Genomic DNA, 19,011 nt, shown 5'->3' with positions numbered 1-19,011 from the left:
GTGACAGCGCCCAGGATCCAGGGTGGATTCTCGTTCCTCGAAGGGCCGGTCTGGGTCGCCGACGGTGGCTACCTCCTGATGTCCGACATGGCCGCGGGCACCGGGCCGCACAACGTCCAGCCGTCCACGATCCGTCGGTTCACCCCGCCGGCGACCTTCGACACGTTCCTCGCCAACGCGGGCAGCAACGGCCTGGCGCTCAGCGCCGACGCCCAGCAGGTCGTCGCGGCGACCCACGACCAGCGGAGCGTGTCCGCGTACCGGCTGAGCGACGGGGCACGCAGCACTGTCGCGGCGAACTACCAGGGCCGGGCGTTCAACTCGCCCAACGACGTCGCGGTCCGTTCGGATGGCGTCGTCTACTTCACCGACCCGAACTTCCAGCGCGGCAACCGCGCCGACCAGATGAGCGGGCGTACCAGCGTCTTCCGCGTCTCCGGCGGCCAGGTGTCACTGGTGGACGACCGGCTGCGCCAACCCAACGGCATCGCGCTCTCGCCGGACGGGACCGCGCTGTACGTGGGCGCCTACTCCGAGAACAAGATCTACAAGTACGCCGTCCAGCCCGACGGCAGCACCGGCGCTCGCAGCGTCTTCGTGAACTACATCGGTGGTCCGGACGGCGCGACGATCGACTGCGCGGGCAACGTGTACTGGGCGTCGGGCTCGGACTCCCTGGTGCACGTCTACTCCCCCATGGGCACCCAGTTCGGCACGATCCGGGCCGGCACCTCCGGTACGACCAACGTGGCGTTCGGCGGCACCGACCGGCAGACCCTCTACGTCACCTCGGGCCCGCGGAACGACTCCGGCCTCTACAGCGTGCGACTCAACGTTCCCGGCTACCCGTACTGAACTTCAGGGGGTACCCCGATCCTGGCGGTGACGGGCCGGCGGCCGCTAGCGTGGATCCCGGAGGTAGCCGATGGGCGCACCCCGACTCCGTCAGCGGACGCCAGCGGTACGCGGCGCCGGGCTTGAGCCCGGGCGTCTGCTGGCGGCCGTCGACGCCGCGGTGGTGTACTACCGCGCCCAGCTCGCGCACGCCGACCCGCCGCGCGCCTACCTCGCCGAACGGGGCCTTGGTGTCCTCGTGCAGCGGGAGTGGCCGTGGCGGGTCGGGTACGCCCCACCGGGCTGGACTGCGCTGACCGGCCACCTGCGCGCCGCCGGCTTCACACCGGAGGAGTTGATCGGCGCCGGCCTGTCGGCCCGCACCCGGACCGGCCCGGACCGCCTCATCGACGTGTTCCGCGACCGGGTCATGTTCCCGGTACGCGACCCGGCCGGGCACACAGTGGCATTCCTCGGCCGCGCCGGCCCACATGCCGGAGACGTACCGAAGTACCTCAACAACCCGCGGACAGCGATCTACAACAAGAGCCACCTGCTGTTCGGTCTCGCCGAGCAGCAGGACCGCATCACCGCCCGATGGACCCCGGTCCTCGTCGAGGGGCCCGCCGACGTCCTCGCGGTGTGGCTGTCCTACTCCCGGTCCGGCCGGACCGGAGCGGTGGCCCTCGCGCCCTGCGGCACCACCCTCAGTGACACCCAGGCCAGCATCCTGCGGGAGTTGCCCGGTGCCGCGCGGGGCCTTATCACGGCCTTCGACGCGGACCCGGCGGGCCGTGCGGCGGTGGACCGCGCGTGGCACCTTCTCCGCCACGCGCGCTGTCCCGGCCCGCTGCTGGCGGCCGAGTTCCGCGCCGGCGCCGACCCGGCGGACCTGCTGCGCGCCCCGCACGGCAGGGCCGCACTGCGGGCGACGCTGCGGCGACGGGCGCAGCCCATGCTCGAGACGGTGGTCGACCACCGCCTCACCCGGCTCGTCGAGCGACACCCCCGGTTGCTGGAGGACATCGACGGCAGGTGCGACGCGGTACGCGCGCTGGTGCCACTGCTGTTCGAGGCGACCAGCCCGCAGGAGGCGATCACTGTGGCTCGGCGCATCGTCGCCCACACCGGGGTCGGCGTGGACACCGTCGCGACCATCGCGATCGCGCACCTGGAAGGCTCACTACGCGACCTCTCCTGGCTGGGTGAGGACCGACCAACCGGGTAGGAGATCGGCGCGGTGAGCCGTGCACAGGCGATCCCAGCACCGGTCAGGGCAGTTGCCCCGGTCGGTCCACGATGGCGAGCCGGATGAACGCGGCAGTCGAGTACAGCGACTCCTTGCCGTTGCGCACCACCGACATACGTCTGCCGAGGTAGACGTGGCTGTCCCGGTCGAAGAGGATCTCCGTGTTGCCATCGATCATGCCCGGCACCCGGATCGCCACCCCGTGCCGGCCGGCGGCGTCCACCACGTCGCCCGAGATGACGACCGCCCCTGGCTCCCGGGCCAGCAGCTCGTACAGCGCCGCAAGCGCTCGGGGCGGTACGTAACCGTCGAGCATTGACCGCGCGGTGGTGAACGGCATGTGCTCGCTCCCGTAGACGGCCTCCTCGTCTGCACCCTCGGGAAGGTGCAGGTCGAGCGGGTTTTCCCGAAGGTGTCGAAGCAGCTCGTCCGGATCGGTGGGCAGGTCGTCGTGGTACGCGGGCGGCGGGAACGCGTCGAGCTCCTTGTCGGGATCAACGGGATCGTCCATGCGGTGCACCCTCAGATCGCTCCACCCGTTCGGGTCGGCCTCCGGTCGGTAACGTGTCTGCGCGTGGGCGACTCCCCCAGCCGACTCCCACCTCTGCACGCGAATGGTGATGTACGGGCCGCTGTCCGGCATCTCCCGCGTCGTCGCCAGGCGCTCCGTGAAGACGTACTGATCGGGTCGGGCGGTGAGCTCGGGCTGCTGCCGGGCGGCGTCGGCAGCCATTCGGAAGATCTCCGAGGCGCTGGCCGTGGGCGGCGGCTTGTCGCCCACCCTCATCGTCTGCACCGCCAGCGCACCGGCGGTCAGTGTCACTGCCAGCCCGAACGCCCCGGCGAGGCGCCAACCGCGCAGGGACCGGGCACGACGTCCAGCGGGACGGGCCGCCGAGATCAGGTCGGCCCGCCGGGAGACGTGTGCGGTCAGGTCCGTGAGGAGCTGCTCCTCGAAACCGTGCGACGACTGATCGGTCTTGTTCATGACGTCATCTCCTTCCATCAGGCGAGGGTGGTGGCCGGGCGGGCGAGCACGGCGCGGACGACGCGACGGGCACGATGCAGACGGACCCGGGCGGCGACCGGCGAGATGCCGAGCGCGGTCGCCGCGTCCGCGACGGTGAGGCCGTCCACGGCGATCAGTTCGACCAGCGTCCGGGTGTCCTCGGGCAGCTCGCTCAGCGCGCGATGGGTACGGCGGGCCGCTGACTCGGCATCGATGCGCTCCTCGATGCGGGCGATGTCGTCGGGGCCCAGGTCCCGTCGTCCGGCCAGCCGGCCGGTCACCCGCAGCCGTTGGGCCGCCCGACGCCGCTCGTCGCCGATGACGTTGCGAGCCACCCCGTACAGCCAGCCGATCTGGCTGCCCCGGTCCGGCCGGTAACCCGCTGCCGACTCGATCACCGCCAGGAACACGTCGGCGGTCAGATCGGCGGCGAGGTGCGGATCGTCGACCCGCCGTGCCACGAACCGGCCCACCGCCTCCACGTGCCGCCGGTAGAAGACCGCGAAGGCCACCGGGTCGACGCCGATGCCGGAGATGTCATCCTCCGCTGGGCTGGGGTCATTCACAGGCCGTCCTCTCGTAGCCGTTACACCCCTTATTCGTACGGCGGAGCGCGGGTGTTACCGGAGCCGGACGCGGTGCCGACGGCGGGTTGGCGGCAAACCCCCGCGAACCGGCCCCGGTTGCGAGCAGGACGAGATGGATTCGCCCAGCGACACGGTGAGCGGGGGTTCGGCCGTGAACGACGGACTGATGACCAGGCGAAGCGCCCACGGTGTCGGAGAGACGATCTCCGCGCTGCGGGCTGAGGCGCAACGGGTCGGTGCTGCGGTGGTGGCGGTGGTCGACCATGCGGCGGCCGCCCGAAAGGTCGGACTGAGCATGCCCGCGGGTCGCTGAGCACGGCCCGGCCGCACCACGCGGAGTCCCCCTATGGGCGAGCGACGGCGGCGGCCATCCGGCGTACCGCCTCGGTGATCAACTCCGGCGCGGTGGCCAGATTCAACCGGACGTGCCCGCTGCCGCCGGTGCCGAAGGTCAGGCCGGAGTTGAGCGCCACCCGGCCCCGGTCGAGGAACACCGCGGCGGGGTCGTCGCCGAGACCCAGGGCACGGCAGTCGAGCCAGGCGAGATAGGTGGCCTGACCGGGCTGGTAACGGATCGCCGGCAGGTGCTCGGCTAGCAGCGCGGAGAGCAGCCGCCGGTTGTCGTCCAGGCCCGCCAGCAGGGCGTCGAGCCACTCCCCGCCGTCGGTGAAGGCTGCGGTGTGGGCGATCACGCCAAGGTGGCTGGTGCTGACGCTGGCCTCGAACGGAACGCGGGCGAGGTCACCGGCCGCCGCCGGGCCGGCGACCAGGAGACCACCGCGCAGACCGGCCAGGTTCCACCCCTTGGAGGCGGACATCAGTGACAGGCCGTTCTCCGCGCCGGGCACCGAGAGGTACGGCACGAAGCGCTCTCCCCCACCCACCACCGGCGCGTGGATCTCGTCGGCGACCACCCGCACCCCGTGCCGCTCGGCCAGACGGGCGACGGCGGTCAACTCGTCCACCGTGTGCAGGACGCCGGTCGGGTTGTGCGGGCTGCACAGCAGGTACGCCGCCGGCCGCCCACCGGCCCGAGCCTGCCGGAACGCGTCCTCCAGTGTGCCGAGGTCGATCCGCAGGTCCTGGCCGAGCGGCGCCTCCACGATCCGGCGGTCGGCGTGCGCCACGAACTCGTAGAACGGCGGGTAGACCGGGCAGTTGACCACCACCGCGTCCCCCGGCTCGGTGACCAGCCGCAGCACCTCGACGATGCCGTGCATGACGTCGGGCACCAGCGCGGTGCGCTCCACTTCCAGCCCGTCCCAACCCCACCGACGCCGGGCGAACTCCGCCAGCGCTCGCGGGTACGCCGTACCGGAGGTGTAGCCGGTGTCGCCGCGCGCGACGGCGTCGGTGATCGCCCGCGCGACCGGCTCGGCCAACGGCACGTCCATCTCCGCCACCCAGAGCGGCAGCACGTCGTCGGGGTACTCCCGCCACTTGAGGCTCGTCCGTTGCCGGAGCTGGTCGAGCGTGAGCTGGCGAAGGGGGTTCACCGGGCTTCGGGCACCACTGAGCACACCAGTCATCGCTGAAGCCTATTCCGCTTCGTCCGGGCCCCGCCGACGTCGTTGGATGGGCCGGCGATGTCACTACCGTGACCGTCCCTGGCTGCCGCCGCTGTCGCAGGGGCCAGAGTTCGAGCAGGATTCCGTCGCCGCCGAATGAGAGCCTGACCGGAGCGGTTCACATCAACGGGGAGGGTCGATGACGAAGCGTGCGATCCGGGTGGCGAGGATGTTCGACGGCGAGCGACTCATGGACGGCGGGCTGCTGGTCCTGCTGGACGGTGGGCACATCGTCGACGTGCAGCGGGGCCGGGCCGAGGCGCCGGAGGGCTGGCCGGTACGCGAGGAGCCGAACGGCACCGTGCTGCCCGGCCTGGTGGACGCTCACGTACACCTGTGCGCCGACGCCGGTCCCGACGCGCTCAGCCGGCTCGCCGAGCGTCCCGAGACGGACCTCGACGCGGTTGTCGAGGCGTCACTGCGCGCGCATCTGGCGGCTGGCGTCACGACCGTCCGGGACCTGGGCGACCGGCGCGATGCCGTGCTCCGGTGGCGGGCCCGGGAGGTGCGCGACGACCTGCCCACTGTGGTGGCCTCGGGTGCCCCCGTCACCACCGTCGGCGGGCACTGCTGGTCGATGGGGGGCGAGGTGAGCGGCGTCGACGGGATCCGCGAGGCCGTACGCCTGAAGGCGGCAGCCGGGGCCGACCTGGTGAAGGTCATGGCCAGCGGCGGCGTGTTCACCCCCGGCACCGACACCACCCGGCCGCAGTTCACCGACCAGGAGCTGACCGCCGCGCTGACCCGGGCGCACGATCTGGGCCTGCCGGTGACAGTGCACGCGCACGCGCTCAACGCCGTCGAGCAGGCGCTGCGCGTCGGTGTCGACGGCATCGAGCACTGCACGTGCGTGACCGCGGCCGGCGCCCACGTCCCCGACGAGGTGGCGGACCGCCTGGCCGCGTCCGGGGTGGCGGTGTGTGCCACGCTCGGCACCGACCCGACCGTGGTCACGCCGCCGGAGGTGGTGGCGATGGCGGCGCGGGCCGGGCTCAGTGCGGCAACGCTGCTCGACGGCGCCGCCACCCTGCACCGGGCCGGGGTCCGCCTGGTGGCCGGCTCGGATGCGGGCCTCGGCCCCGCGAAGCCGCACGGGATCCTGCCAGAGACACTGGTCGAGTACGTCGCCTGCGGCATTCCTGCCACCGCCGCCCTCGCCGCGGCCACCTCGGTGGGTGCCGAGGTGTGTGGCCTGGGGCGGCGCAAGGGCCGCGTCCGCCCCGGGTTCGAGGCTGACCTGCTGGTCGTGGACGGTGACCTGACGAGCGACATCAGCGCACTGCGCCGCCCGCTCGCCGTCTACCGCGCCGGCAACCCGGTGAGGTGACGATGTCCGAGCAGCAGTCATCCAGGCTGTAGAAGCCTCAGCTGATCGATCCCGGCCGGCCCCGGGGTTTCGCCGGCTGTCGCTTCCGGGTAGCGGGTGGCTCATGAACCGCAATCTCGTGAAGGCTCTGCAGGTCGCGTGGGGGCTGCCGGAGTTCCGCAGCGGGCTGCGACACCTCATCGATCTCGACGAGGTGTCGGTGCTGCTGGCCACGCTGTCGGTCGCGGATCAGGATCGCGAGGTGGAGAGCAGCTTGTTGAGCCTGCTGCGGTCCAGCCTGGACACTGTCGAGATCCGGGAAGCGGTGCTACTGCTGCTGGAGCGGGACGAGGTGCGCCGGCCGCTCGTCGCGGCGGTGGTGGAGCCGCTCGCGGACCGGCCGGGTCAGGCCGCTGCCATCGCCTCGGCGGCCGAGGATCCCGCGGTGCGACGTGAGGTGCGGGCGGTCCTCGACAGCGCCAAGGCGCGCGAGCTGATCTGGCAGGCGATCGACAACCAGGTCAGCGACAACCGGTTCGGCTTGATCCGTCGGGCGGCGGTGCTGTTCGTCAGACACCCGAGCGTCCGACGCCTGGCGTGGGCCGCGCACCGGCACGGCGTGTTGCGCGAGCTACGCCGCCGGCCGCTGCCCACGCCTGACAGTGCCGAGGACGGCGGACGAGCGCGAGCGTGAGGGTTATCCGATGACGTCGAGGCCGGTCAGGTCGGTCGACAGCGCCCAGAGGCGGGCCGCCTCACTGGCGTCGGTGGGGCTGCCGTCGGTGCGCTGGCAGTCCACGCAGTAGTCGCCGCCGTTCGCGTCGAGTTGAGGTGACGTGGCGGCCCAGACCTGGGTCGCCGCGCCTTGCTCGACGGTCTTGAACAGCCCCGGCGCCGGAGTTCCGTCCGCGTCGATCCAGCCGGCGGCGACCATCTCCTCGACCGCGAGGTGTCGTTGCAGGGGCGTGCGGATCCAGCCGGGGTTGACCGAGAAGGCGCGGACGCGCTGCCCTCTGCCGAGCAGGTCGAGGTGACGGGCGAACAGCACATTCGCGAGCTTGGACTGGGTGTACGCCTCCCACTTGTCGTAGCCGCGCTCGAACTGCACGTCGTCCCACCGGATGCGCCACGTCGGGTTGCGCCCGGAGGCGACCGAGACGACACGAGCCGTGCCGGCGGCAGCGGCGGCGGTGAGAGCGGGCCACAGCAGGTTCACCAACGCGTAGTGGCCGAGGTGGTTGATCGCGAGGTGCGCTTCCCAGCCGTGTCCTGTCCGTGTCTCCGGGCAGGCCATGATCCCGGCGTTCGCGATCAGGACGTCGAGGGCGGAATGGCTGCGAAGGAACCGTTCGGCGAAGGCGCGGACGGAGCCGAGGTCGGCGAGGTCGAGTTGATCGACCTCGACCCCGGGTACGCCGGCGAGCGCCCGCTGCGCCGCGTCCGGCCGGAGAGCGGGGACGACGACCCGAGCCCCGGCTTGGGCGAACGCGCGGGTCGTGGCGAGCCCGAGGCCGGAGTAGCCACCCGTGACGACGGCAGTCCTGCCGGTCAGGTCGATGCCGGCAAGGACATCTGCGGTGGTGCTGTGGGCGCCGAACATGGTGTGGGTCGTGTTGCTTGTCATGCCGCGGACGCTAGGTGCTAGACCGAGGTCTAGGTCAATGGCTAGGGTCGACGCCATGGCGGACGGGGACCTGAGCATCGGGCAGGTGGCGCAGCGCACCGGCTTGAGCGTGCACACTCTGCGGCTCTACGAGCGTGCGGGTCTGTTGGCCGGTGACGTGCGGCGGGACGGGTCCGGCAGGCGTGTCTACAGCGCCTGGGATGTCGAGTGGCTGGCGAACTGCGTGAAGTTCCGCGCTTCCGGGATGCCGCTCACGACGATCAGCCGCCTGGCCCAGCTCGTCCGCGAGGGCAGCGGCAACGAGGCCGAACGGCTCGATCTGCTCCGCGAACACCGGCGCCACATCACCGAGCAGCTGGCGCGGCTGCGCGACTGCCTTGAGCTCGTCGACGTCAAGGTGGCCAGCTACGAGCAGCACCTCACCGCCGGCGGCTCGGGAGATCCCTGGCAACAGCAACACCCGGTGACGGTTGCGGACGGAAGACCCTTCGGTACGCGCCGGGGGTGACGCCGAGGAGTTGTCCGAACTGGAATCGGAAGTTGCTGGTCGTCGGAAAGCCGGTCTGGGCAGCGATCCGGTCGACGGTGTGGTCGGTGGTCTCCAGCAGGTCCTGCGCGTGGCGGATGCGCACCCCCGACACCCACTGCATGGGGCTCTGCCCGGTCTCGTCCTTGAATCGGCGGGTCAGCGTGCGCACGCTCATGCCGGCAGCGGCGGCGATGTCCGCGAGGGTCAGGTCACGGTATGCGTTCGCCTCGATCCACAAGAGCGCTCGTTGCAGCGTCGACGTCCGGTGCGTTGCCCGGTTCCGAACGATGTACTGCGCCTGCCCTCCGGGGCGGTGCAGCGGCGCGACGGCGAGGCGGGCGGCGTCCGCCGCGACGGCCACCCCGTAGTCGCGCTGGACGATGTGCAGGCACAGGTCGAGACCGGACGAGGCGCCAGCGGACGTCAGGATGCTTCCGTTGTCCGTGTAGAGCACATCCGGGTTCAGCCGGACAGCGGGATGCCTTCGTGCGAGTTCGTCAGCGGCGAGCCAGTGGGTCGTCGCGTCTCGGCCGTCGAGCAGGCCCGCTTCGGCCAACGTGAACGCGCCGACGCAGATCGACGCGATTCGCGTCCCACTGTGGGCTCCGGCCCGCAGTGCCGCGAGAACAGCGGGCGGCGACGGTTGCAACGGGTCGTTCCTCCCTGGCACCACGACGAGGTCGGCGCGCTCGATCGCGTCCAGCCCGTCGTCGAAGGCCAGGCGCACCGGGCCGGCCTGGACGGACGGTTCGTGACCGGCGACGACGACCCGGTATCCCGGGCGGCCGTCCGGTAGGCGCACGCGTCCGAAGGTTTCGATCGGTGTGGCCAGATCGAAGGCAATCACATCGGGGAGCGCAAGCACGACAACGGTGTACACCCCAGCAGGATAATGCAATTCGCGATTGGCCAGATCCAGGAGTTATGTGTCGTGACAGCCATGGCAACGCGGTCCGGCGCGGCGCAAACATAGGAGGAAACGCCCACCGGAAGAGATGCCCCATGACACAGGTCCACGTCCAGATCGTGCTCTTCGACGGCTTCGATCCCCTTGATGTCATCGCCCCGTTCGAGGTGCTCACCGCCGGCAGTCAGTTCCTTGGTGGCGCGCTCGCCGTGGAGTTCGTCAGCGCGAGCGGTCCCGGCGTCGTGCGAGCCGGCAACTCCCAGATCACCCTGACGGCCACCGCCAGGCTCGATCCGGACGTGCCCGGCTACGTGGTCGTCCCGGGTGCGGTCGGCCCCGTCGACGGGGACCCGGACGCCGGAGACGAAACGATCCCCGTACTCCTGGGTCGGTTCGCGCAGAGCGACGCGATGCCCCTCATCCGCCGGGCGCTCGACAACCCGAAGATCACCGTCGCGGCCTTCTGCGGGGGATCACTCGCCCTCGCGATGGCCGGTCTCCTCGAAGGTCGCACCGCGACCACGCATGTGCTCGGCATCGACATGCTCGACGCCACCGGAGTGAACGCCGTCCACGCGCGCGTTGTCGACGACGGCCACCTGGTCAGCGGCGGCGGCGTGACGTCGGGTCTCGACGTAGCCCTCTACCTGCTCGAACGGGACTTCGGTTCGCAGGCCGCGCACGCGGTCGAGGAGCTGTTCGAGTACGAGCGTCGCGGCACCACCTGGAAGACCACAGGTCAGCACGCGGCCTGACCTGCCCCGCCCCTCCAACAAGGAAAGTCACCAAACAGATGAACATCATTGTCGGCACCTGGCTGCTCCGCATGAAGACACCCGTCGGCACCATCGAGGCCGCCTACCACTTCGAGGAAGAGGATGGCGTGATCCACGGCAGCGCGACCGGCGTGGGCGAGACCACGCCCCTCACCGACATCGTGGTCCACGAGGACCCGACCGGGCAGCGCGTCACCTGGCGGCAGAGCATCACCAGACCACTGCGCCTCAACCTGGCGTACGACGTCATCGTTCACGGCGACGCCCTCTCCGGCGAGTCCCGCGCCGGGCGGCTGCCACGGACGCGCGTGACCGGTGAGCGGAGCGTCTGAGGGGTTCCCGTGGCGGTCCACGTGGTCACGGCAATCCTCGCCATCGGCACCGGCCGTCATCGCCGCGAGCATGTTCCCTCGCTCCGCGCCCCCGGTGCGTCTGCGCCCGTCCGCGCCGCACGTGAGACCGCGTCGCGGACATCGGGTGGCGGGCTCTGTCGGACCGGCCCGCTAGCATCGCCGCGAACGCCATCGGATGGAGGCTGTCATGACCCAGAGCGACACCACCATGTTCGTCGACAGGGACCTACGAGGCGCGCGGTTCAACAGGTCGACGTTGGCCGGTGCGGTCATGCGCGGCGTCGATGTCAGCGGGCTCGACATCGATGCGCCGTGGCTGGCGGACGGCACGCTGCTGATCAACGGTGTCGACGTGGTGCCGCTCGTCGAGGCCGAGCTCAACCGGCGGTTTCCCGGCCGCGAGCTGAAGAATGCCGGCGATCCCGAGGGCCTGCGCTTGGCGTGGGCGGCACTCGAACGGGCCTGGTCGGCCGCCATCGACCGGGTCGAGTCCATGCCGCAGAGCACCGCCGACGCCTCGATCGGTGGCGAGTGGTCGTTCGCGCAGACCCTGCGCCACCTCGCGTTCGCCACGGACGCATGGCTCGGCAAGGCGATCCTGCGGCTGCCGCAACCCTTCCATCCGCTCGGGCAGCCATACACCGAGTACGAGACGGATGGATTCGACATGTCGGTCTTTGCCACGCGGCGTCCGAGCTTCGCCGAGGTGCTCGACCTGCGTGCCGAGCGGCAGGCCATGGTGCGCGGCTTCCTCGCGACCGTCACACCGGGGCTGCTCGCCGAGCCTCGGCCGGCCCCGTGGTCACCCGCACACGAGCAGCCGGTCCTGCACTGCCTCCACGTGATCTTCGACGAGGAGTGGGAGCACCTTCGCTACGCGACACGCGACCTCGACGCGCAGCAGTAGGACCGGCCGGGCTCAGTCGGTCGGCAGGAGCGGTCGCATGAAGGTCCGCTCGTACCGCACGACCCAACCCGAGTCGTCGCGGATGCTGTCCGCCGCGACGAACTCCGGGTCATTACCGAACCGCGCACGGTAACGCTCGTAGGCTGCCAGGCTCTCGAAACTGAACAGCGCCTCCGCCTTGTCGCTGGCTCCCTCGGCGGGCAGGAAATAGCCGTGGTGCACGCCACCGTGCGCGGCCACCAGCCGCATCCACTCACGAGCGAAGCGCTCGAAGGCCTCGATCTGCGCGGGGTCGATGGTGTAGTGCACGACGCAAGTGATCATCGCGCCACCATACGGGCCGGTGCTCGCGCATCGCAGCACGACCGCGGTCAGCGGCAGGAGGGTGCTGGGGAGTTCGAGAATGCCCGCTAGCTCCTGTCTTCTGGATCCTGGTCGGTGGCATCGAAGCTGCGGTTGAGCAGTTCCAGGCCGGTAACGGGCTGGAAGCCGACCTCGTTATACAGCCTCAGAGCCGGGGCGTTGTCGGTCTCGGTCTGGAGTGACACACGACGCGCGCCAGCGGAACGCGCGTTGTGGACGGTGTGCTCCAGGAGGGCGTTCGCGATGCCGCTACGGCGATGACGCGGGGCCACGTAGAGGTCACGGATCGACCATGCGGTGCCCAGCGTGAGCGACGCCGGCATGATCATGGCCGTGATGAAGCCGCAGACGTCATCGGCTCGAATGGCGGCAGCGGCGGAGAGCCGGTGTTGCGCGAGCTGGTCGTGCAGCCAGGTGCGTGTGATCTCAGGGGATGACGGTTGGCCGTAGTGCACGCGATAGTCGTCAAACAGAGCAGCTACCTGATCGAAAGCCGGATGGGTGCAGCCGATGGGCACGATCGTCGTCGTCACGCCGTAAGTGTGGCCGACGGTCAAGCCGAGGTTGGTTACTGTCCCCCGTCTCGACAGCAGGTGCAGCACATCGCTGGGACGAGTGGTGACTAACCTCCCAGGTCATGGGTGAGGTACGCAGGGCGACGGTGGCAGATGCAGCGGAGCTGGTTCGCCTACGTGGGGTGTTCCTGGAGGATGGCGCCTCTCCCGAGCCGGCCACTGACGAATGGCGGCGAGTGGCGTTCGAGGTTCTTCAGATCCGGCTCGCCGCTCCGGACCCGACAATGGTTGCCTTCGTTGTCGACCGTGCTGACCGGCCCGGCGCGTTGGCTGCGTGTGCGGTTGGTGCTGTCGACTGCCGGCTCGGCGGGCCAGACGATCCAACGAGCGAGAGCGGATACATCTTCAACGTGGTGACTGATCCGGACCAGCGGCGACGCGGCTACTCCCGACTGTGTGTGACGGCACTGCTCGACTGGTACCGCGACCGCGGAATCCGGACTGTGGACCTGCGCGCGTCCCCGAGTGGCGAACCGCTCTATCGCTCGCTTGGCTTCGTCCGCGCGACCTACCCAGCTATGCGGCTCCGACTGCCCACCCCGGACGACTGACGAACACCCGTCCTTCCGAACCCCCGATCGTGTGGCACGAGCTCGGCCTGCGCGAACCAGGTGCGGCACTATGGGCTGGTTGGCGGGGCCACGACCAGTTCGGTGTCCGGGTCGTGGTCAATCCGCGAAGGGCCGGCCACGATCAGGGTGGCCCGGGACCACGGGCGTTCTCGCAGCATGAACGGCAGTTCCTCGCGCAGCCAGTTCGTCACATGCTCCTGCTGTTCGAGTGAGTCGCCGTCGCGAGCGACCAGCAGTCGCTCCTGCTCGTCAAGATCTCCCTGCAGGTACACGGAGGCGTCCAACCACGGGAGAAGTTCTTCCCGGATGATGCCGGTGCCCTCGACCCAGACGACGTCAGTGCCAGCGGGGATGGCGATCGATCCGGCGCGATCATGGCGGACCCAGGCGTCGGGGCGGAAGTCCACGGGCTCCCCTCGGTGCAGGGGTCGCAGAATGTTCTCGACGAGTATGGTGCCCCAGTCGAAACAGGCGTGGTTCCAGGCGACGTCGTCGGTGTGCACGATGGCGGAGTTGGCTTCAACAGCTGCCAGCTTCTCGGCCAGGGTCGTCTTGCCCGCACCGCCCCGCCCATCGATCGCGATCACCCGCGGACGTCCGGTGACGTCTGGTGATGCATCGCGCAGCTGCCGGACGGCGTCGAACACGGTCACCAGCCGCCAGCCGAGGGCTTCGGTCTCACCGTGATGCAGGCGCATCGACGTCCTGTACCCCCAACGTCGGCGGACGATGCGACCCCCGGTGAAGAGGTAGGCGTTGATTCCGTTGCCGGTCCAGAACTCGCCCCTGGAGTCGAGGGCACGCACGTGCACGCCCGCGACCACGCCCCTTTCATGCTCGGGGCCAGCCGATTCGTTGACAGCGACGCGGGCCGCACCCTCGGGCCCAACTCAACCCGAGCTTTTCCTGCGCAGGTACGTGTCGGCCAACTGGCGAAGCCGTGCCCTGTCGAAGCTGTGCCCGTGGCCGGGATGGACGACGGACACGTCGAGGTCGGCGAGGATCTGCATGCTTCGCCGGTAGGCAGCCACGTCCGAGTTCGGCAGATCATCGATCAAGGCACCGTCGTAGATGATGTCTCCGGAATACAGGGCCCCGGTGCGCTCCTCCAGCAGGGCGATGCTGCCCGGTGTGTGGCCGGGAAGGTGCAGCACGGTTAACACCCGCCCGCCCAGGTCGATCCGGTCGCCGTCGTCGACCATCCGGTTCAGGGTCATGGGTGCGATGCGGTAGCTGGCCGGGTCGTAGCCGGGACTGGGCAGGGCGTCGAGCATGAGCTCCGGGACGGGTTCTCCCGCTGGGTCGATCCCGAGTTTGTCGTAGAGCTCCGCGCCGTACAGGCTCGCCGGTACGCCCGCCGCGAGGACCTCGGCCTCGGCGGGGTGGGCGGCCCGGTCAGCGAACTCGGCTGCTCCACCGACATGATCCAGGTGCGCGTGGGTGAGCAGGACCATCGGATCGCGGTGGAACAGGCGCGGGATCGCCTCCCCCAGGGGGACGACACCGAGCCCGGCGTCGATGACCAGGTCACGGTCGGTGCCGCGCAGCCACCAGAAGTTCGCGGACAGCAGCTCGTTGACGTGCGGCTCCGAGATCCGGATGACGTCGTCGCCCACCTCGGCCTGCGTATGCCAGTCCACCATGTCCGCCAGTTTGCCAGCGCGGCCCCCCGAACCCCTGCCGGCCGCGTCGCACCCCCAGGACCCTCTTTAGGGATCTTCCCAACGTCGATATCCAGTGATATCTATGTCACACCGAATCTCCCACCCCCACTGGAGCGCGACGTGCGGAAATCCCGTCTGGCAACCCTCACACTGAGCCTGGCGACGGCCCTGGCCGCCAGCCTCACCCTGGCAGCGCCCGCCGAGGCCGCTCCCAGCGACCACTACGTCGCCCTCGGCGACTCCTACTCTTCGGGGGTGGGTGCCGGCAGCTACACCGCCGAGAGTGGCTCCTGCCAGCGCAGCACCAACGCCTACCCGGCGTTGTACGCCACCAACGTGCGACCCGCGTCGTACCGTTCGGTTGCCTGCTCCGGTGCCACCACCGCCAGCGTGAACAACACGCAGCTCAGCGCGCTCAGCACCACCACGACCCTGGTCAGCGTCACGGTCGGCGGCAACGATGTCGGGTTCGCCAACATCATGACCACCTGCGTGCTCTACGGGACCAACGACTGCGTGGCCGCCGTGCAGACCGCCGAGGACAAAGCGCGGGCCGACCTCACCAACCTGCTGCGCACCGTCTACAACGGAATCCGCACCCGCGCGCCGTCGGCCCGGGTGGTGGTCGTCGGCTACCCGGTCTTCTACCAACTGGGCACGACGTGTGTCGGGCTCAGCGCCACCTCGCGAGCGAAGATCAACGAAGGTATCAACCTGGTGAACGACCTCACCCGCAGCGCCGCCCAGGCCGCCGGCTTCACCTTCGCCGACGTCCGGTCGCAGTTCGTCGGGCACCAACTGTGCAGCTACGGCGACAAGTGGTTGCACGCCCTGAACTTCGTCAACCTCGGCATCTCCTACCACCCGACCGCGGCCGGCCAGTCCAGCGGCTACTACCCGGTCTTCCGCTCCGTCGCCGGCTGACGTCGAGGGCATGCGGGGCGATACCCATCGCCCCGCATGCCCCGTCGAACTGGGTCGGCCCGTACAGGATCAGCACTCCGGCCTACGGGCCGAGGAGATGGTCACGCGAGGAAGCCGTGCAGCGCCGCCGTGAGGTCGTCGGGGTTCTCCTCGGCGACGTGATGCCCGGACTCGATCGGGTGGCCGCGCAGATCGTCGGCCCAGGGCCGCCAGACAGCGAGCGGATCACCGTACAGGTCCTCCATGTCGTCACGGGTCGACCAGAGAAACAGCGTCGGACAGCGGACTGTGCGACCGGCACGCCGGTCGGCTTCCTCGTGCTCCCGGTCGACACCCAGGCCGGCGCGGTAGTCCTCCAGCATCGCCCGGACCGTGGCCGGGTCGTGGATGGCCTCCCGGAACTCCTCGTAATTCTCGGCCCCCATGCTCTGGGGCTGGGCCTTGTTGCCGTACCAGGCATCCGGGGCGACGGCGATGGCCCGCTCCGGCTTGTCGGGCTGCGCAAAGAAGAACCAGTGGTACCAGTCGTGGGCGAATCGCGCGTCGCACCTGGCGAGGGCCTCACTGATGGGCACGCCATCGAGAACCACGAGCCGGCTGACCACGTCCGGGTGGTCCAGTGCCAGACGCAACGCCACGTAGCAACCACGGTCGTGCCCGACCGCGGCGAACGTCGGATGACCCAGGATGTCCATCAGTCGGACCATGTCCCCCGCGACCGCCCGTTTGGACTGCTGCGAGTGGTCCGGGAGGATCTTCGCCTTGCCGGACCGCCCGTAGCCGCGCATGTCAGGGCAGACGACGGTGAAGCCGCGGTCCACCAACCGCGGTGCCACCTGGTGCCACGTCGACCCGGTGCGCGGATGCCCGTGGATGAGGAGCACCGGGGGCCCCTGCCCGGCGTGCCGGACACGGAGTTCCACCTCCCCGACGTCGACTCTCTCGTCGGTGAAACCGTCAAACATGGGCGACGAGTATCCGAGCCGCCCGTCCCGCAAACCTGCGCCCACGTACCGTCTGGTCAGGCATCGACCCGGTGCCGGCCGCGAGGGCCGTCACCGGCGTCACCTTGGGAAAAGCTCAGCGTGTACGGACGTCGCGCGTGGCGCCTTTGGTGATGGCCCGGAGCTTGTCGGGGTTGGCGACGTTGTGGATGGCGATGATGCGGCCGCCGGCGTCGACCTCGACGGTGACGGTGGCGACCACACGACCCGGACCGCGGAACACCATGCCCAACCCGCCATTGATCTCGACCAGATCGGCGCTCATGTCGGCGGGCTCGACGCCCTGGTAGGTGACGGTGCCGATGGCCGCGAACCAGGCGGCCACCGTCTGTGCCCCCACCACCGGACGCATGGCCTGGCGGACCTTGCCGCCACCGTCGGTCCACAGTGTGACGTCCGGCGACAGCAGCTCCATGAGGGCGTTGATGTCGCCACCGGTCGCGGCGGCGAAGAACCGTCGGGTGACCTCGTGCTGCCGCGAGCGGTCCGCGACGAAGCGTGGCCGCCGGGCCCGAACGTGCTCGCGAGCGCGGTGCGCGGCCTGGCGCACCGCAGCCTCGGAACGGTCCACCGCCTCCGCGATCTCGGCGTGGCTGAGGTCGAAGACCTCCTTCAGTACGAACACCGCCCGCTCCAACGGACTCAGTGTTTCCAGCACCACCAGCATGGCCATCGAGACGGACTCGGCGGTCGTGACGGCGTCGGCGGTGTCCCCGGCGGTGAGAATCGGCTCCGGGAGCCACGGCCCGACGTACGTCTCGCGCTTGTGCCGGGTGGAGCGCAGCCGGTCCATCGCCAGGTTCGACACGATCCGCGTCAGATAGGCCCTGGGGTCGGCCACCTGCGCGCGGTCGGCGGCCGACCACTTGATCCAGGCGTCCTGGACCGCGTCCTCGGCGTCGGCCGCCGTGCCGAGAATGCGGTAGGCCACCGAGAACAGCAGGTTGCGATGCTCGTTGTAGACCCGCTGGTCGAGCTCCCGGAACGGATGGGTCACCGCGCGTCCCGGACCCGGGTGAAGCGGCCACCGCGGGGCCAGAACGCGCCCGCGCCGGGCATCCTCTTCATGCGGCCGTACGTCGGCCAGGGCGAAGCACTCACCGTCTCCTTGTACCAGGCCGCTCTGCGGCCGGTCAGATACATCCGTCGAGGACTGTCGTCGGGGTGGGTGAACTGGACGACCGCATCGTGCCGTCCCAGACTCACCGGCGTGTGGTAGTAGCCGAAGCGGAAAGGCTTCGCCTTCTTACCCTTGAGCGCGCGGACGATCGCCACCGCCGCGTGCACCCCGGTCGGCATGCCACCCTGGCAGGTGCCGTGCATGACGCCGTAACTCTGACGGATCGCGGCGGCGTCGCCCACCGCGTACACGTCGGGGTGCGACACCGACCGCAGCGCGGGGTCGGTGACGATGCGGCCGCGTTCCTCGACGGCCAGACCGGCTGCCGCAGCCAGCGGCGACACGCGCGTGCCACTCGTCCAGACCACGACGTCGGCGGCCATGGTCTCCCCGCCGGCCAACTCGACCGAACCGGGCAGCACCTTCACCACCTCGACCCCGCTGCGCACCCGGACGCCCAGACGCCCAAGCGCGGACCGCAGATGCGCCCTGACCTTCGGGATCATGGTCGCGCCGGGTTCCTGCCGACCCAGCAGCACGACGTTCAGCTCCGGGTGCCGCTCGGCGATCTCCGCAGCCGACTCGACGCCGGTCAACCCACTACCACCGACCACCACCGTGCCGCTGCCGAGCCGCGCCAGCCGGTCCGCCAGCAACTCGGCGTCCTGGACGCTGTTCAGCGTGTACGCGTAGTCCTCGACACCCGGCACCGCCGCCGTGTCGGCCACACTGCCCAACCCGTACACCAGCGTGTCGTAGTGCAGCACCCGGTCGTCGTCGAGCCGCACGGTCTTCGCATCCGCGTCCAGCGCCGTCACCCAGCCGCGCACGAACTGTGCGCCCGTACCCTCCAGCAACTCCGGGATGCTCATCTCGGCGAGCCGCTGCCCGGTCGCCGTCATGTGCAGCCGCAGGCGCTCGGTGAACCGCTCCTGCGCGTTCACCAGGGTCACCCGCACACCCTCGCGGCGCCCCATCCGAGCCGCGAGCTGGATCGCCGCGGCCATCCCCGCGTACCCCGCCCCCAGAATCACCACCCGGTGCGCAGCCGCCGTCCCGACCTCGTGCTGTGTGCTCATCGTTCCGCCTCTTCCCTCGCGCTGACGACCACCAGACGCAAGCTGCCGACGTATCCGTGAC

At 70.2% G+C, this 19,011-nt stretch carries 23 protein-coding genes; 11 read left to right on the top strand and 12 right to left on the bottom strand.

Annotated features, from left to right (window positions below):
• Entirely contained in the window at positions 1–855 is an 855-nt protein-coding gene (locus CLT68_RS18790; protein WP_486482230.1) for an SMP-30/gluconolactonase/LRE family protein, read from the top strand.
• A 70-nt stretch (positions 856–925) separates the two neighbouring features.
• Positions 926–2,062, top strand: coding sequence for a toprim domain-containing protein (locus tag CLT68_RS18785; RefSeq protein WP_099852461.1), 1,137 nt, complete (start codon positions 926–928; stop codon positions 2,060–2,062).
• A 43-nt stretch (positions 2,063–2,105) separates the two neighbouring features.
• Here the strand turns inward: CLT68_RS18785 and CLT68_RS18780 are convergent, their stop codons facing one another.
• Entirely contained in the window at positions 2,106–3,071 is a 966-nt protein-coding gene (locus tag CLT68_RS18780) for a CU044_5270 family protein (protein WP_099852459.1), read from the bottom strand.
• A 17-nt stretch (positions 3,072–3,088) separates the two neighbouring features.
• Positions 3,089–3,658: a sigma-70 family RNA polymerase sigma factor gene (locus CLT68_RS18775; protein ID WP_099852458.1), complete on the bottom strand. Its 570-nt coding sequence runs from the start codon at positions 3,656–3,658 to the stop codon at positions 3,089–3,091.
• A 187-nt stretch (positions 3,659–3,845) separates the two neighbouring features.
• Here CLT68_RS18775 and CLT68_RS32865 point away from each other — a divergent pair, with 187 nt between their 5' ends.
• The gene (locus tag CLT68_RS32865; RefSeq protein ID WP_158240899.1) at positions 3,846–3,992 is read left to right on the top strand and encodes a hypothetical protein; all 147 of its coding nucleotides are present in this window, start codon (positions 3,846–3,848) and stop codon (positions 3,990–3,992) included.
• A 31-nt stretch (positions 3,993–4,023) separates the two neighbouring features.
• Here CLT68_RS32865 and CLT68_RS18765 read toward each other — a convergent pair whose 3' ends face one another.
• The gene (locus tag CLT68_RS18765) at positions 4,024–5,208 is read right to left on the bottom strand and encodes a MalY/PatB family protein (protein ID WP_099852455.1); all 1,185 of its coding nucleotides are present in this window, start codon (positions 5,206–5,208) and stop codon (positions 4,024–4,026) included.
• 178 nt (positions 5,209–5,386) lie between these two features.
• Here CLT68_RS18765 and CLT68_RS18760 point away from each other — a divergent pair, with 178 nt between their 5' ends.
• A complete protein-coding gene (locus tag CLT68_RS18760; protein WP_099852453.1) occupies positions 5,387–6,574 on the top strand; it encodes an amidohydrolase family protein in 1,188 nt (395 codons plus the stop codon).
• Between the two features lie 103 nt (positions 6,575–6,677).
• A complete protein-coding gene (locus CLT68_RS18755; RefSeq protein WP_099852451.1) occupies positions 6,678–7,247 on the top strand; it encodes a hypothetical protein in 570 nt (189 codons plus the stop codon).
• A 3-nt stretch (positions 7,248–7,250) separates the two neighbouring features.
• Here CLT68_RS18755 and CLT68_RS18750 read toward each other — a convergent pair whose 3' ends face one another.
• Positions 7,251–8,177 carry an SDR family NAD(P)-dependent oxidoreductase gene (locus tag CLT68_RS18750; RefSeq protein WP_099852449.1) on the bottom strand — a complete coding sequence of 309 codons (927 nt, stop codon included), beginning with the start codon at positions 8,175–8,177 and terminating at the stop codon, positions 7,251–7,253.
• 55 nt (positions 8,178–8,232) lie between these two features.
• On the opposite strand from CLT68_RS18750, the gene CLT68_RS18745 reads away from it, so the two are divergent.
• Positions 8,233–8,685, top strand: a complete 453-nt coding sequence (locus tag CLT68_RS18745) for a MerR family transcriptional regulator (protein WP_099852448.1) — start codon at positions 8,233–8,235, stop codon at positions 8,683–8,685.
• Here CLT68_RS18745 and CLT68_RS18740 read toward each other — a convergent pair.
• Positions 8,597–9,586 carry a helix-turn-helix domain-containing protein gene (locus CLT68_RS18740; RefSeq protein ID WP_099852446.1) on the bottom strand — a complete coding sequence of 330 codons (990 nt, stop codon included), beginning with the start codon at positions 9,584–9,586 and terminating at the stop codon, positions 8,597–8,599. The two genes, CLT68_RS18745 and CLT68_RS18740, sit on opposite strands and share 89 nt — an antisense overlap.
• A 122-nt stretch (positions 9,587–9,708) precedes the next feature.
• On the opposite strand from CLT68_RS18740, the gene CLT68_RS18735 reads away from it, so the two are divergent.
• The 3 genes from CLT68_RS18735 (at position 9,709) to CLT68_RS18725 (ending at position 11,649) form a co-directional block, all read left to right on the top strand.
• Positions 9,709–10,368 (top strand): DJ-1/PfpI family protein, encoded by a 660-nt coding sequence (locus CLT68_RS18735; protein ID WP_099852444.1) that lies wholly within the window; start codon positions 9,709–9,711, stop codon positions 10,366–10,368.
• Between the two features lie 38 nt (positions 10,369–10,406).
• On the top strand, positions 10,407–10,721 hold the full coding sequence (locus CLT68_RS18730) for a hypothetical protein (protein WP_099852443.1): 315 nt from the start codon (positions 10,407–10,409) through the stop codon (positions 10,719–10,721).
• Between the two features lie 208 nt (positions 10,722–10,929).
• A complete protein-coding gene (locus tag CLT68_RS18725; RefSeq protein WP_199177080.1) occupies positions 10,930–11,649 on the top strand; it encodes a DinB family protein in 720 nt (239 codons plus the stop codon).
• 12 nt (positions 11,650–11,661) lie between these two features.
• Here CLT68_RS18725 and CLT68_RS18720 read toward each other — a convergent pair whose 3' ends face one another.
• Together CLT68_RS18720 and CLT68_RS18715 are read right to left on the bottom strand one after the other, a co-directional pair.
• On the bottom strand, positions 11,662–11,973 hold the full coding sequence (locus CLT68_RS18720) for an NIPSNAP family protein (RefSeq protein ID WP_099857331.1): 312 nt from the start codon (positions 11,971–11,973) through the stop codon (positions 11,662–11,664).
• A gap of 86 nt (positions 11,974–12,059) precedes the next feature.
• Positions 12,060–12,545 carry a GNAT family N-acetyltransferase gene (locus CLT68_RS18715; RefSeq protein WP_158240898.1) on the bottom strand — a complete coding sequence of 162 codons (486 nt, stop codon included), beginning with the start codon at positions 12,543–12,545 and terminating at the stop codon, positions 12,060–12,062.
• Between the two features lie 128 nt (positions 12,546–12,673).
• Here CLT68_RS18715 and CLT68_RS18710 point away from each other — a divergent pair, with 128 nt between their 5' ends.
• A complete protein-coding gene (locus CLT68_RS18710; RefSeq protein ID WP_486482229.1) occupies positions 12,674–13,138 on the top strand; it encodes a GNAT family N-acetyltransferase in 465 nt (154 codons plus the stop codon).
• Between the two features lie 68 nt (positions 13,139–13,206).
• On the opposite strand, the gene CLT68_RS18705 is transcribed toward CLT68_RS18710, so the two are convergent.
• Positions 13,207–13,812: a uridine kinase family protein gene (locus CLT68_RS18705; protein WP_486482228.1), complete on the bottom strand. Its 606-nt coding sequence runs from the start codon at positions 13,810–13,812 to the stop codon at positions 13,207–13,209.
• A 237-nt stretch (positions 13,813–14,049) separates the two neighbouring features.
• A complete protein-coding gene (locus CLT68_RS18700) occupies positions 14,050–14,802 on the bottom strand; it encodes an MBL fold metallo-hydrolase (protein ID WP_099852437.1) in 753 nt (250 codons plus the stop codon).
• A gap of 141 nt (positions 14,803–14,943) precedes the next feature.
• On the opposite strand from CLT68_RS18700, the gene CLT68_RS18695 reads away from it, so the two are divergent.
• Complete coding sequence (locus tag CLT68_RS18695) at positions 14,944–15,747, top strand: SGNH/GDSL hydrolase family protein (protein WP_099852435.1); 804 nt, start codon at positions 14,944–14,946, stop codon at positions 15,745–15,747.
• Positions 15,748–15,848: 101 nt separating this feature from the next.
• Here the strand turns inward: CLT68_RS18695 and CLT68_RS18690 are convergent, their stop codons facing one another.
• From CLT68_RS18690 to CLT68_RS18680, 3 genes are all read right to left on the bottom strand, one after another.
• Positions 15,849–16,712 carry an alpha/beta fold hydrolase gene (locus CLT68_RS18690; protein WP_099852434.1) on the bottom strand — a complete coding sequence of 288 codons (864 nt, stop codon included), beginning with the start codon at positions 16,710–16,712 and terminating at the stop codon, positions 15,849–15,851.
• A gap of 115 nt (positions 16,713–16,827) precedes the next feature.
• Positions 16,828–17,748, bottom strand: coding sequence for an RNA polymerase sigma-70 factor (locus CLT68_RS18685; RefSeq protein WP_199177078.1), 921 nt, complete (start codon positions 17,746–17,748; stop codon positions 16,828–16,830).
• Entirely contained in the window at positions 17,745–18,950 is a 1,206-nt protein-coding gene (locus tag CLT68_RS18680) for an FAD-dependent oxidoreductase (protein WP_099852431.1), read from the bottom strand. Before CLT68_RS18680 ends, CLT68_RS18685 begins: the two co-directional genes overlap by 4 nt.
• Positions 18,951–19,011: the final 61 nt, after the last annotated feature.

Source organism: Micromonospora sp. CNZ299 (genome assembly GCF_002754415.1).
The sequence above is the reverse complement of the archived record's forward strand: the minus strand, read 5'-3'. Positions and strand labels throughout refer to the sequence as shown.